This window comes from Bradyrhizobium sp. SSBR45G (assembly GCF_030159255.1).
GTDB lineage: Bacteria > Pseudomonadota > Alphaproteobacteria > Rhizobiales > Xanthobacteraceae > Bradyrhizobium.
The window spans coordinates 31,364-45,203 of sequence record NZ_BSCT01000003.1 but is presented as its reverse complement, the minus strand read 5'-3'; the positions used below and the strand labels follow the sequence as shown (position 1 = coordinate 45,203).

Genomic DNA, 13,840 nt, shown 5'->3' with positions numbered 1-13,840 from the left:
ATGCAGGGTTTCGACGTCACCGCGATCCTGCTCAATCCCCAGCTTGCCGGGATGCTGGCGGACGGCTTTCTGGTCACGCTCATAATCGCGGCCGGCTCATGGGTCCTGGCGATGAGCCTCGGCATCCTGCTGCTCGTGATCCGCCTGCTGCCGAGCCGGATCGCGGAGCGCGCCGTCCGCGCCTACGTGTCCTATCACAGCAACGTCCCGACGCTGGTCCAGTTGATCCTCTGGTATTTCGGCATCTCCAGCCTGCTGCCGTCAGGTCTTCAGGAATGGCTGAGCGAGCACCACGCCGAGGCGACGTTCGCGATCATCGGCCTCGGCCTCTGCCAGGCGGCCTATTTCAGCGAGGATCTTCGCTCCGGCCTGCGCTCGGTCGCCGCCGGGCAAGAGGAGGCCGCGCGCGCCCTCGGGCACGGCTATCTCAGCGCGATGCGCTACGTCATGTTGCCGCAGGCGTTCCGCAACGCCCTGCCCGCTCTGGTCAATCACTCGGTCTCTCTGTTCAAGAACAGCAGCCTCGCCATGGCGATCGGCGTCGCCGAATTGACCCACGCCGTCAAGGAGGTCGACAACCAGAGCTTCCGCACCTTCGAGACGTTCCTGATCGCAACGATCGTGTATCTCGGCTGCTCACTGATCCTGATGGGGATCGGCGCATGGCTGGGCCGGCGCGCCAGTCCGATCGGAGCACGCTGATGCTGGCGCAGATCTTCTCGATCATCCAGGACGATTGGCTGCTGCTGCTGATCGGCCAATATCCGAACGGTCCGCTGGGCGGCATTGCGGCAACGCTGCTGCTGTCGGTGCTCGGCATCGCGCTGGCCTTCCCGCTCAGCGTCGTCGTCGCCCTGGCGAGACTTTCGCCCTGGCTGATGCTGCGCGCGCCGGCGACGGCCCTCGTCTACATCATGCGCGGCGTCCCTCTGCTGATGATCATCTTCTGGGGCTATTTTCTCGTTCCCCTCGTCATCGGAACGGTCGTGCCGGGTTTCGTCACGATGGTCGTTGCTCTCGTCATCTATGAGGCCGCCTTCCTGAGTGAGATCGTGCGGGCCGGAATCCAGGCGCTGCCTCGGGGACAGATGGACGCCGCCCGCGCGCTCGGCCATAGTCATATCGGCGCCATGCGGTACGTCATCCTGCCGCAGGCGATCTACAACATGACACCGAGCCTTCTCAGTCAGTTCGTCTCCACCATCAAGGAAACGACGCTGGGCTACGTGATCAACGTCCCCGAGCTCACCTTCGCGGCGAACCAGATCAACAATCGCCTGCTGACCAAACCCTTCGAGGTCTTCGCTCTCCTCGCAGCCATCTATTTCGTCGTCTGCTGGAGCCTGACCCAACTGGCGAACTGGCTCGAACGGCGCGTCGCCGCAAAACGGGCCGGCAAGGGTGGCGCCCACGCGCCGGTCAACAACGGCACCCCTCTGGCAGCAGAGCCCTGACCATGATCGATGACAGCGCTTCGGACCAGCCGACCATGATCGAATTCAAGCGTGTCAACAAGCGATACGGCGACTTCGACGCCCTCGTCGACATCAACGCCCAGGTTCGCAAGGGCGAAGTCGTGGTCGTCTGCGGGCCGTCGGGGTCGGGAAAATCCACCCTGATCCGGACCGTCAACCGCCTGGAGGAAATCCAATCCGGAGAGCTGCTGTTCGACGGTCAGAACGTTCATGCCAAGATGACGAGCAAGACCCTCAACAGACTCCGAAGCCGCATCGGCTTCGTGTTTCAGAGCTTCAATCTCTTTCCGCATCTCTCCGCGCTCGACAACATCATGCTGTCGCCGCTCCGCCTGCGCGGGCTGCCAGTTGCCGAGGCGCACGACAAAGCCATGCTCCTGCTCGACCGGGTCGGACTGGCGAGCAAGGCGCATTCGTTTCCGGCGCAATTATCGGGCGGACAGCAGCAGCGCGTCGCCATCGCGCGCGCGCTTGCGATGGAGCCGCCCGCGATGCTGTTCGACGAGCCGACCAGCGCGCTCGACCCGGAGATGGTCGGCGAGGTCCTCGCCGTCATGCGCAGCCTCGCGAGCGACGGCATGACCATGATGTGCGTCACCCACGAAATGGCGTTCGCGCGCGAGGTCGCCGATCGCGTCTGGTTCATGGACGCAGGCCGCATTCTCAGCATGGCGGAGCCGAAGAGTTTCTTCAGCAATCCGGAACACCCCCGAGCGCAACGCTTCCTCGCCGATCTACGCGACCGATGACCTTCGTTTCATTGTCTCTCAGCAGGAGTCGAACCATGTTGTCCCGAACGACCGCCCATCTCTTGTTGGTCGCTGTCAGCATCAGCAGCATCAGCTACGCCGCCCGCGCCGATCAGCTGCAGGACATCCTGCAACGGAAGGAACTGCGCTGTGGCACATTCGCGGACGTACCGCCCTTCGCCGCCCCTGATCCCAAGACCCGCGACATGGTCGGCTTCGACGTCGACCTGTGCGGCGCGATCGCCAAAGCGCTGGGCGTAACCGCCAAGATCACCCCGCTGTCGGTCGATGCGCGCGTGCCGGAAGTCAAATTGGGCCATGTCGACATTACCGTCGCCAACCTCGCTTATACGCTGAGCCGCGCCGAGCAGATCCAGTTCAGCGACCCCTATTACATCGCCAAGGAGATGCTCGCCGTGAAGGCGAGCGATCCCGGCACCAAGAAGGCGGACTTCACCGGAAAGCGGCTGTCCTCGACCAAGGGATCGACCTCCGAACTATCGATCAAGCTCAACGGCTCCGATCCCCTCACCTTCCAGGATACGGGCTCGGCCTTCATGGCCGTGCAGCAGAACAAAGCGGTCGGCATGGTCGCCAACACGATGACGATCACCAAACTGGTCAACCAGTCCAAGACCGGCGGCGTCGAGCTCAAGATGATCGACGAACCGATGATCCTTCAGCCGATCGGCATCGGCATGAAAAAGGACGAGCCGGCACTGCTCGCAAAGGTCAACGCAACGCTGCTGGCGCTCGACAGCAGCGGCGAGATCAATCGCATCTGGGACAAATGGCTCGGGGCCGGCACGGAATACAAGATGGTGCGCACCGACAAGGTCGTGCCGATCGGCGAACTGAAATTCACGCCGATTCCCTGACGACGTCGCGATTGCGACGATGCATGGCACCTTCAGCTGTTCGGCTTGTCAGCAAGGCCCGCGGGTCCGCCGACCCCGCGGGCCGTTTTGATATCCGCTGACGTATCGCGCAAGACGACGGCCGGCTCGCAACGACCCAACTGCAGCCGCATGATCGGGACATCGATCATGACGTAAATGTAGTAGCCGGCTAACACGCCGGGTTCACGATCCCTGCTCCGCATCGCACATTGGCGCGCGATGCGCGCCTCGATGCGGCAGCTTGCTTCCGTGTGGCACGTAGTGACGTCATTCGATGTCGCGCATGTCAATGTGGCTGGACAGTGCAGATGGCGATACGCGTTCAATTTGTCGCATGATTGATCGGCAACGTGATGAGTTCGGCTTTGCGCAATTGACCAACACGTATAAGGTCGGGCGTTACCAGCGTCGAGGAAGCGCTGGGACGTCGGGGACGTGAAACGCGAGCAAGGTGGTTGATGGGCCGACGTGGTCGCCCTCGCGTTCGCACGCGCACATATCTCCCGACATTTTGGAGGAATCAGGTTCGAACGGCTCGGACAATTTGACCGTTGCGGCGTGATCGGTGGCCGGTTTGCCACGACAGGGCATCCACAGCAGGCATTTGATCGCGGGACGTCGTGGGCAGCGGGCATCGACACGTTGGAGGAACCGGAATGGACCAACGGGACGTACGGGCTGCATGGCAAAAATTCGTCGAACGCGGCACCTTGTCGGGCGCGGTGAGATCGACCGTGGCTGCGTCGTGGCAGCGATCGCGGCAGCACAGCGTCACCGTCGATCGCGCGAAGGCACCGCTGGTCGCGGAGGCGGAACTCTTTCGCCAGCGCGCCAAGCATGCCGCGCTGCGCCACGCCGCCCGCTGCGCGCTGCAGAACTCCAAGACGTTCCTGAGCGACGCCGGCTCGATCATGATCCTCACCGATCCCACCGGCCTGATCATCGACACCCAGGGCGACGCCAGGGTCATCGATGCCGGCCGCGCGGTGCATCTCGAACATGGCGGGCGCTGGAGCGAGGCCGATATCGGCACCAACGCGATCGGCGCGGCGCTGGCTGACTCATGCCCGGTCCAGATTCACGGCGCCGAGCATTTCTGCACCGAGGTCCAGCGCTGGACCTGCGCCGCGGTTCCGGTTCACGATCCGAACGATGGCGAGCTGCTCGGCGTCGTCGACATCTCCGGCCCGGCCAGCACCTTCAATCCGCAGAGCCTGGCGCTGGCGGTGGCCGTCGGCCATCACGTCGAGAGCGTGCTGGCGCAATTGGCGCGGCAGGACAAGGAGCAGCTGCTGTGCGACTTCATCGCCAAGCGCGCCTCCTGGGCCACCGAGGAATGCATCCTGCTCGACCGCCGCGGCGCCATCCTCCATGCGACCGAGCGCGGGCTGCGCGCCATGAAGGACAACGGCCTCAACACCGATGGCGAGGCGCCGACGCGGTTCCTGAAAACTGTCGCGTTCGAGGACTGGCCGGCGAAGCTCAGGGAGCTGCTGCCCCATGCGAGCTTCGAGCTCGTCAAGAACGGCAGCACGGGTGTCGGCGCGATCGTCGTGATGCATGCCCGGCGGCGGGCCCCCGGAGATCGCAGTGCCGTGACGACACGCGGGCGCGACGGCACGCCCCCGGCGGCGCCGTCGCGCCACGCGCAGGCATCTCAGCCGCCGACGAAGCCAGCCGCCGCCAAGAGCCCGGGCTTCGTTGCCGAGGATCCGAACGTGCTCGCGATCGTGCGGCGCGTCGAGAGCGCGGCGGCGCGCAAGATGCCGATCCTGATCCGCGGCGAGACCGGCACCGGCAAGGAGCAGCTGGCACGCCATGCCCACGCTGCCAGCGGCCGCTCAGGCCCCTTCATCGCGATCAATTGCGCCGCGCTCCCTGACAGCCTGATCGAGGCCGAGCTGTTCGGCTATGCCGATGGCGCGTTCACCGGCGCACGGTCCGGCGGCGCCACTGGCCTCGTGAAAGAGGCCGATGGCGGCACGCTGTTTCTCGACGAGATCGGCGACATGCCGGTGGCGCTGCAGGGCGTGCTGCTGCGCCTGCTCGACGACTGGACCGTGCGGCCGGTCGGCGGCAGCGCCCTCAAGGTCGACGTCTTCCTGGTGTCCGCGACCAACGCCGCGCTCGACAAGGCGATTGCCGACGGGCGCTTCCGCTCCGACCTGCTGTATCGCCTCAACACGCTCGAGGTGCGGCTGCCGCGGCTGCGCGAGCGCTGCGATTTCGACGCCATTGCGCGGCAGCTGCTGCGCAAGATCGATCCGGGCTGCGGCATTACGGCCGAGGCGCTGGCGCGGCTGGCACCGAACCATTGGCAGGGCAACATCCGGGAGCTCGGCAACATGCTGGCGCGGCTCACGCTCGGCGTGTCCAACGGGGTGATCGACGAGGCCTGCGTGGACGCTATGCTTGGCCAAGTGATCGGCCAAGTGATAGGTCAGCGCCCGCCGCCGGACACTGGATCGCTGCAGGACGTCCAGCGCGCCCGCATCCTGATGGTCTACGCGGAGACCAATGGCAATGTCAGCGAGACCGCGCGCCGTCTCGGCGTCTCCAGGAACACGATCTATCGCGCGCTCGGCCAGCCGCGGCCGTAGTCCGCGGCGCTGCGCTCATGTCGCTACGGACATGGCCTTGGAGTGACCAACATCGAGTGACCAACACGGAGCACCAGAGCCGGGCACGGACACCCGGCTCACCTCCAGCGCAAGCCGGGTGGATCAAAGCCGCTCAGCGCCACCGCCCAGCGCCGGGCCGGCCGTCGGGTCGTAGTCATCCGGCTTCTTCGCGATCAACGTCTGCGTCGTCAGGATCAGCCCGGCGACGGAGGCGGCATTGCGCACCGCGCTGTAGCAGACCTTGACGGGATCGACGATGCCGGCCTTGACGAGATCGACCGAGGCACCGTTGCGCGCGTCGAGGCCATGACCGTTGGCGCCCTTCGCAACCTTGTTGACCTCCGCCTCGGCATCGAGGCCGGCGTTGGACGCGATGTGGAACAGCGGCCGGCTCAGCGCTCGCTGCAGCAGCTCGGCGCCCTGCCTCACGCTGCCGTCGAGGCCTTTGATGAGGTCGTCGAGCTTGGGCGCCGCCTTCAGCAGCGCAAAGCCGCCGCCGGGGACGATGCCCTCCTCGATCGCCGCCCGCGTCGCATTGATCGCATCCTCGATCAGCTGGGTGCGGCGCTTCTGCTCGACGGGCGTCGCTCCGCCTGCAAGGATCATGGCCGTGCCGCCCGACAGCTTGGCGATGCGCTCCTGGAACTTGTCGCGCTCGATGTTCTCAGGCGCCGCATCATATTGCCGCATCACCTGCTCGCGGCGGGCGGCAATCCTGTCCGGATCGCCGGCACCGGCCGTGATCAAGGTCTTGGAGGCGGAGATCCGCACCTGACGCGCGGCGCCGAGATCCTGCAACTCGGCCTTTTCCAACCGGCCGCCGAGATCGACCGAGATGACACGGCCGCCGGTGGTGATCGCGATATCCTCCAGCATCGCCTTACGCCAATGGCCGAACTCCGGCGGATGGATCGCGGCGACCTTGAAGTTGTTCTTCTCGCGGCGCGCCAGCAGCTGCATGATCACGACCGGTGCAACCTCCTCGGCGATGATCAGCAGCGGCCTGCCGCTCTTCTCCACCAGCGAGATCACGCCGGCAAGCTGCTCGCCGCTCTGGATCTTGTGGTCCGTCATCAGGATGAACGGATTGTCGAGCACGACCTGCATGCGCTCGACGTCGGTCACCATGTGATGCGAGAGATAGCCGCGCTCGAACGCCATGCCTTCGACGACTTCGAGCGTCGTCTGGACCGTGTTGCCATATTCGACCGCGACGATGCCGTGGGTTCCTGCGCGCTCGAACGCTTCCGCGACCATGTCGCCGAGCGCAGCATCATTTGCCGCGATGCTCGCGACCGCCCGCAGGCCTGCCGAACCCTGCAGGGCGATTGCCGACCGTTTCAGGTGCTTGATCGTCTCCGCCACCGCCAGCTCGAGGCCCTCGACCAGCTCGACCGGATTGGCGCCGGCCGCGAGGCTCTTCAAGCCGTCCTGCACCAGCACGTCGGCCAGCACCGTGGCCGTCGTGGTGCCGTCGCCCGCGGTGTCGTTGGTCTGCTTCGAGACCTCGCGCAGCACCTGCGCGCCCATGTTCTCGAACGGGCATTCCAGCTCGATCTCGCTGGCGATGCTGACGCCGTCCCGCGACACGATCGGCGTCCCGATCGGACGGTCCATGATGGCGTTCATTCCCTTCGGACCCAGGGTGCCGCGCACCGCCTTGGCCAGCTTGGCAACGCCCCGTCCCAGAGCGGCCCGCGCCGCTTCGTCATGCAGCATGATCTTCGGCATGTCCTCAACCTCCCATTGGCCTGGTCGTTCACCGCCGTCACGGCCGGCGCGACCGTTGTTGTTGTCCCCCGGCCAGTCAGGCCGAGGCGCGTGCTTTCGGAACGAATGGCGTCTCCAGATCGAACCGCACCGACAGCAGCCCGCGGCACAGCGCGCTGTTGAACTCGGCGTTGACGCCGACACGCCGCAGCCCTGAGACGTAGGCTGCAAAGCCGTCGGCGCGCAGCGGCGAGCCCGCAGCGTCGACGAAGGCCGGCATCTCGTCAGTCGCGGCCGACACGACGTCGCGCCGCTCGAGATAGCGCCGCCGCAATCTGTCGCCCTCGTCGTCGACGGGCAGGCTATGCAGCTCCGCCAAGGTGAGCGCCGTCAGCGTCTCCGGCGAATGACCTGTCGCGGTGAGATGATTGAGCAGCGCGACCTGACGGCGCTGGAACGCCTTGACGAGGAACGTCCGGCGCAGATCCTCCAGGTCGCCATCGGCCTCGACGCCGAACGTCTCCTGGAACGACAGGCCCAGCGCCAGCCCTGCATTGATCTTGTCGGCATACATGTGCTCGCCGAGCACCACGCTGACACCCGTCACCCAGTCCAGTGCCATCGCAGCACGACGCATGTCGTCGGCCATCAGGAACGAGAAATTCGCGGCACACCAATAGGTCGGTAGCCTGAATTCGATGTGGACACGGCTGCTCGCGTCCACATCCGCTTTGGTGACGAAGTTGAGATCGACCACGGACTCGTCCAGCTCCGGATCCATGACGCCGTGCAGGCAGGCCCACAGCTCGGCCTGCCTTGCGTCGACCATCCTCTGCTCCGCCTGCCGGTCGTGTGCCGGCAGGCTCCTTGCGCTCCGCCCGCTCATGGCGTTCACGCCGGCACGGGTTCAGACAGATGCGCGTAGCCGCCGCCGGCCCTGATCTTCTTCTTCTGGGCTTCGACGTCGATGCCATAGAGCCGTGCCGCGTTGAGGCCGAGGATCTTGGTCTTGTTCTCCAGGGTCAGCACCGAGCCGGTTTCCTTGGTGAGGTCCTCCGGAATCTCGAACGCCATGAACTTGTCGATCAGCCATTTCGGGGTCCAGATGCCGTAATCGCTGCCATAGAGGATCTTGTCCGGCCCGAGCCAGAACAACAGCTCCGACATCACATGGGCAAAATAACCGGGACGCGAATGGATGAACGGCAGCGCCACGGCGATGCCCGCATAGACATTGGTCTCCTGGGTCGCGATCCAGCAGAAATCATCCAGCCGCGGCAGCCCGCAATGCTCGACGATGAAGTTCAGGTCCTGGAACGAGGTCGCGACGTCGTCGATATCGGCGACATCGAACGCATCACGATTCAGCGGAATGATCGTCGGCCCCTTGTGGACGTGCACGTTCTTGATGCCGAGCTTCTGCGCCGCCTCGAGATATTTATAGGAGTCCTTGTCGGACAGCTTGTAGCCCTTGGACTCGCCGCGCCACTCCGCCGTGTACAGCTTCACGCCCTGGAGCTTATGCTTCTCCGCCAGCGCGTGCAGGTCCTCCAGCCCCTTGTTGCCGTCGCGCGGATCGAACGCGCCGTTGAGAATGAAGCGGTCCGGATGGCTCTTCTTGATCGCCGCGTTGCGCTCGGTGGTGTTGAAGCCGTTCTTGTAGAAATCGGTCAGATAGGTCGGCTGCAGGATCGCCATGTCGTCATAGCCCGACACGAACAGGTCCTCGAACATCGTCTTGGCGTCGTACTTCTCGAACTTCTCCTTCTCCCACTTCTCCGACGGCGGACTGAGGTTGGAGTGGTAGGCATAGAAGCACTCGATGAACTGCTTGCCGTGAATGTTCTTCTGGTTGGCCGGGCTGCCGTCCCAGAAATGGGTGTGCCCGTCGATCACGAAAATCTCTTCGCCCGTAGCTGTCCTGTACATCGCGTTTCTCCCGCTCCCAGACTGAGTGTTATGAGGCCCGGCATTGTTGGCAGAGCCAGGTTGGCCCGGCCGGCGCACGGCCAGCCGGGCGTCCTGCGCAATCCAGCTCAGACGATGTATTTCATCATCTCGTTCATGTCGCCGAACAGCATCACGGTATTGTCGTCGATCATGACCATCCGGCCGTAATGCGTCGACGTCGAAATCTCGAACAGATACGGCGTCATCTCACGACCGAGCTCTTCCGAGATTTCGTCCATCTTGAATTCCATCTTGCCGATGCCGTCGATCCGGATCATCGCCGGCATATAGGTCACGGTGATGTGGTCGTGCCGGCTCATGACGTCGGCGATGGCACGCGCCTCGACGCTGTCATTCATCGTGACCCCGCATTGATGGGACACCGTGTCCTCGAAGGTGATGTCCTTCATCGATTTGAAGATGTTCTCGGCTTCGTGCATCATGGTAACTCTCCTGACGGATTTGGATGAATGGCTTCGGCTACGAGGCAAGAGCGGTGGGGACCGTCAGGCCAAGCTCGGCGGCAATGCCCCTGATCCGGTTCTTGGCTTGCGACAGGGCCTCGTTGAACGAGACGACCTTGACGCGGGGCTGCGACCAGATCGGCTGCAGCCGGTTGGCCGCGTCGAGCGCCAGCTCAGCGTGCTTGGCCAACCACTTGTTGAACAGCGCGATGTTGTTCGCGCCATGGGCTGGGTCCGTGCCGAGGATGTGAAACAGCTCGACCGTGTTGGCGAGGTTGCGCTCGTAGTCGGCTTCCGCCGCCGAGACCACAGCCGGCGTGATGAAGTCGTTCTGCGCCGACGCCGCCTGCATCAGGAACCCGGACCGGAACAGCTCACCGACCAACGGCTCGAACACCACGTTGGTGGCAAAATACTGCTCGAGATAGTCATTCGAGCCCATCACCGACTCGATCGACTTGCGCACGCCCTGCCAGATCGGATCCTCCAGCCAATGCTGCTTGCCCGCATTGACGTCGAAGCCTGGAAGGTCGAGCGCGATCTCGCTCAGATAGAGCGTGACATCCTGGGCGAAGCGCAGCTTGTAGGACGAGTTGGTCAGGATGGCGTTGTTGACCATCTGGGTGTAGCCATAACGCTGCGCCTGCATCGTCGACGTCCCCAGCCCGAACTCCGCATGCTTGTAGGCGCCGAGATGGTTCTGCAGGACCTTCACCCAGGCGGGGTCGAAGCGCGCCGGCGCGCCGGACTTGCGGCCGTTCTCGATCGTGTTCTGCACCATGCCGCAGATCGTCGACTGCCGCTGATAGTGCGTCCGTTCCCATTCCTGATCGACCGCGCGGAACTTGTGCCAGTTGGAACTCTTGGCCGCCGTCCAATCCTTGCTGTAGGTCGGCGTTCCATCGGGGAAGGAGATGATCCAGTCCTGCAGCAGATAGCGCTCAGGATCCGGCTGAACGTCGACCGTCATATCCTCGTAGTGGGTCGCCTTGCGGCCCTTCGGATCGAAATAATTATACTTGCGGCTGTCGGAGCCTGGAAACACCGCCGCTCCCGCCGCCCCCGATTTGGCAACCGTGGGCTCTGCGGTCGCTGTGTTCGCTTGTGCACTCATGACGTCCTCCCTCTTTTGCTGTTGTGTTGCGACGATGTCCGAACGCCGTCATCGCACCGCCGGCGTAAACTTGTCGAAATAGATGTGATCAGGCTCGACGCCGTTGACCTGCAGGATCGGCAGCACCGCGTCGATCATCGGCGTCGGACCACAGGCATAGGCGTCGATCGCCCCCGGCCAATTCTCCTGCCGCAGGTGCCGCGCGACCACCTCGTGCACGAAGCCAGTCTCGCCGTCCCAATGGTCGTCAGCCGTGGCATGCGACAGCGCGGGAACGAATTTGAAATCCGCAAGCTGCGCGCTGATCGCCGCCAGTTCGTCGAGATAGAACAGATCGGCACGCGTCCGGGCGCCATAGAAGAAGCGGATCGGCCGCTGTTCGCCGCTCGCGATATGATCGGCCAGGATCGACCACAGCGGCGACATCCCCGACCCGCCGCCGATCAGCAGCATCGGGCCGGGCCGCTCCTCGCGCCGGAAGCAGGTGCCGTAGGGCCCCTTCACCATGACCAGATCACCGGCGCCAAGGCCGCCGTCGAGCCGCGAGGAGAAGGCGCCATTCGGATATGTCTTGATGATGAAGCAGAGCCGCGTTCCCTCGCCAGGCGCATTGGCCATCGAGAAGGCCCGGGTGATGCGGCCGTCGTCGATCGTCAGGTCGACATACTGGCCAGCCCAGAACTTTATCGGCTTGTCGATCTCGATCTCCAGCCGACGGATGTCCGCCGTCAGCGCCGTGATGGCGGCGACGCGGCCGCGAAACGTCTTGACCGCGATCGATCGCCTGAGCAGATCCTCGTCGTAATTGAGCAGCTCGAAGCTGACATCGCTATAGGCGTGGGTCCGACACAGCAGGACGTGGCCGTTCTCGCTCTCATAGTCCGGCAGGGCGAACGTCGAGTATTTCAAGAGCTCGATATCGCCGTCGACGAGCTTCGACTTGCAGCTTCCGCATTGGCCTTCCTTGCAGCCATGCATCAGCGAGATGCCCTGACGAAACGCCGCATCGAGCACGGTCTCGCCTTCCTCGACCTCCATCTCGATTCCGACAGGCTCGAACCGAACCTTGTGAACCTGCACGTCCGTCACGGCAGCCTTCGTAACAACCGACATCGACAATCTCCCCGACACGCCCAAGCCTAAGATCGCAGGGAGCCGGCCAACCGGCCCCCTGCTCTCGCATCGTCAGTGGCAAGGATTGATGGTGAAGCCCTTGCGATAGTCGGCGACCGCAACCTCGCGCTCGATCGGCGAGAGCGCGCGGAAGCCGCGCAACGGACTGCCGAGCTGGTGGCCGCGCACGTGATCGAGCGTCCACATGTCCTTGGCGTCGAACCGCAGATGCGGCTGGGCCGTCAGGGTCTTGCCGTCCGGACGGACGAAGCCGAGATCCTTGATGGCGTCGGCGATGTCCCAGCCGTGATAGCAGTCTTCCCATTCACGGCGACCGCTGAAGCGGCCCATCGCCGGCGTGGCGCGGCCTTCATACTCGGCGGCAAACGCCACCTTGTGGGTCCAGCGGCAGCCTTCCGAGCAATAGGTGTACATCTTGCCGTCGACCTCGTCGCACACGAAGTCCTCGCGAATCAGGCACGGCACCATGCAGCTCCAGCAGCGGTGCGGGTAGACGTAGCCCACGTCGCTGTTGAAGAGAATGTTGGTCTCGCCCGGCACGCTCAGCTTTGCATACCACTTCCAGAAGTCGCCGAACTCGGCGTACCAGCCAGGATATTTGTGCTCGAACCACTCGAAATCCTTCTCGGTCTGGGCCTCGATGCGCCAGAAGTTCGCCGACCAGCCGACCGCGAAGAATTGCGCGGTCTTGTGGACGTAGTTCTTCTTGACGATCCGGTCCCAGGCGGCGGCGACGTCGTCGTGGTGGATCTTGATGCCGTATTTCTCCAGCGGCAGCATGTAGGTGCGATAATAGTCTTCATAGATCCAGCGGTGCCAGAGCTCCGCATAGGACTCCTTGTTCTTGTCGCGGTTCGTGGTGCCGTACTCGATGAAGGTGCCGATCGCGGCGTCGACGATCGCGTGGTTCTGCCAGAACGCGTATTTCAGGTCGCGCTCGAGCAGCTGGTGGTTCGACGGATCGTTGATCATCGCCATCAGCATCGAATGGCCGTTGCCGATGTGGCGCGATTCATCCGACTGCACCGAGAGGAACACGGTTGGCAGCGCATAATCGCCGTTGCGGGCGGCTTCTGACGGCATCGCCACGAACAGGGTGTTCGTGAAGGCAGTCTCCGCGACCACCGTCAGGTAGACGTTGGCTGCGGTGATCGCGTCGCCCGTCAGGAACCCCTCGGCGAACTGGCGCCCGATCGTAGTGGCGTAGCACTTGCCGAACGCGGCCTCGGTGATGTCGAACCCGGCCGGATCGATGTAGTTCTCCATGTACCACTTCTTGAGATTCATCTGGATCGTCGAGTGCCGGAACTCGTCGACCATCTGCATCGTGAAGCCGGTACGCAGCTCCTCGCCCGGCGCCAGCCGGCCGACCATCGCCATCGACCGCGCCGCGGAGATCTCCGGGAACGGGATGATCGCCAGGAACAGCTTCATCCACTCGACCCAGCGCGGCTCGACATTGCGGAACATGTCGCCACGCAGCGCCGCGTCGAGCGCGCCGTAGACGCGGTTGTCCTTCTCCTCCTGCATCGGGAAGTACGAGCGCAGGACCTGCTTCATCGGGTCGCGGGGAGTCTTCGAAATCTTGTAGTCGGTGGGGAACGTCATCGCCTCCTGGACATAGCTCGGCGTCCAGCCGAGGTCCGCGACGCGATTGGCTGCCTCGGCAATCGTGATGCCCTTCTGGGCGGTAATCTTATTGAGCGTCAGACTTGCAGACATTT

12 protein-coding genes are annotated in these 13,840 nt (G+C 64.0%); 5 read left to right on the top strand and 7 right to left on the bottom strand.

The genetic code is table 11. From position 1 onward, the window contains the following. The 5 genes from QQL87_RS05000 to QQL87_RS04980 all read left to right on the top strand — a co-directional run bounded on the left by QQL87_RS05000 (position 1) and on the right by QQL87_RS04980 (position 5,723). The gene (locus QQL87_RS05000; protein WP_284416813.1) at positions 1-702 is read left to right on the top strand and encodes an amino acid ABC transporter permease; all 702 of its coding nucleotides are present in this window, start codon (positions 1-3) and stop codon (positions 700-702) included. Next, positions 702-1,454: an amino acid ABC transporter permease gene (locus QQL87_RS04995; RefSeq protein WP_284416870.1), complete on the top strand. Its 753-nt coding sequence runs from the start codon at positions 702-704 to the stop codon at positions 1,452-1,454. The genes QQL87_RS05000 and QQL87_RS04995 overlap by 1 nt, the downstream gene beginning before the upstream one ends. A gap of 2 nt (positions 1,455-1,456) precedes the next feature. Beyond that, positions 1,457-2,224: an amino acid ABC transporter ATP-binding protein gene (locus QQL87_RS04990; RefSeq protein WP_284416814.1), complete on the top strand. Its 768-nt coding sequence runs from the start codon at positions 1,457-1,459 to the stop codon at positions 2,222-2,224. A 35-nt stretch (positions 2,225-2,259) separates the two neighbouring features. After that, the gene (locus QQL87_RS04985) at positions 2,260-3,102 is read left to right on the top strand and encodes an ABC transporter substrate-binding protein (RefSeq protein WP_284416815.1); all 843 of its coding nucleotides are present in this window, start codon (positions 2,260-2,262) and stop codon (positions 3,100-3,102) included. A gap of 677 nt (positions 3,103-3,779) precedes the next feature. Continuing rightward, the gene (locus QQL87_RS04980; RefSeq protein ID WP_284416817.1) at positions 3,780-5,723 is read left to right on the top strand and encodes a sigma-54-dependent Fis family transcriptional regulator; all 1,944 of its coding nucleotides are present in this window, start codon (positions 3,780-3,782) and stop codon (positions 5,721-5,723) included. A gap of 123 nt (positions 5,724-5,846) precedes the next feature. Here the strand turns inward: QQL87_RS04980 and QQL87_RS04975 are convergent, their stop codons facing one another. From QQL87_RS04975 to QQL87_RS04945, 7 genes are all read right to left on the bottom strand, one after another. After that, positions 5,847-7,475, bottom strand: a complete 1,629-nt coding sequence (locus QQL87_RS04975) for a molecular chaperone GroEL (protein WP_284416818.1) — start codon at positions 7,473-7,475, stop codon at positions 5,847-5,849. Positions 7,476-7,551: 76 nt separating this feature from the next. Continuing rightward, a complete protein-coding gene (locus tag QQL87_RS04970) occupies positions 7,552-8,283 on the bottom strand; it encodes an iron-sulfur cluster assembly protein (protein ID WP_284416819.1) in 732 nt (243 codons plus the stop codon). Positions 8,284-8,345: 62 nt separating this feature from the next. Further along, positions 8,346-9,383, bottom strand: a complete 1,038-nt coding sequence (locus QQL87_RS04965; protein WP_284416820.1) for an amidohydrolase family protein — start codon at positions 9,381-9,383, stop codon at positions 8,346-8,348. A gap of 107 nt (positions 9,384-9,490) precedes the next feature. Beyond that, the gene (locus QQL87_RS04960) at positions 9,491-9,847 is read right to left on the bottom strand and encodes an MmoB/DmpM family protein (protein ID WP_231326759.1); all 357 of its coding nucleotides are present in this window, start codon (positions 9,845-9,847) and stop codon (positions 9,491-9,493) included. 37 nt (positions 9,848-9,884) lie between these two features. Continuing rightward, positions 9,885-10,982, bottom strand: a complete 1,098-nt coding sequence (locus QQL87_RS04955; RefSeq protein ID WP_284416821.1) for an aromatic/alkene monooxygenase hydroxylase subunit beta — start codon at positions 10,980-10,982, stop codon at positions 9,885-9,887. Positions 10,983-11,030: 48 nt separating this feature from the next. Then, a complete protein-coding gene (locus tag QQL87_RS04950; RefSeq protein ID WP_284416822.1) occupies positions 11,031-12,095 on the bottom strand; it encodes an NADH:ubiquinone reductase (Na(+)-transporting) subunit F in 1,065 nt (354 codons plus the stop codon). A gap of 72 nt (positions 12,096-12,167) precedes the next feature. Beyond that, positions 12,168-13,838: an aromatic/alkene/methane monooxygenase hydroxylase/oxygenase subunit alpha gene (locus QQL87_RS04945; RefSeq protein ID WP_284416823.1), complete on the bottom strand. Its 1,671-nt coding sequence runs from the start codon at positions 13,836-13,838 to the stop codon at positions 12,168-12,170. Positions 13,839-13,840 lie beyond the last annotated feature (2 nt).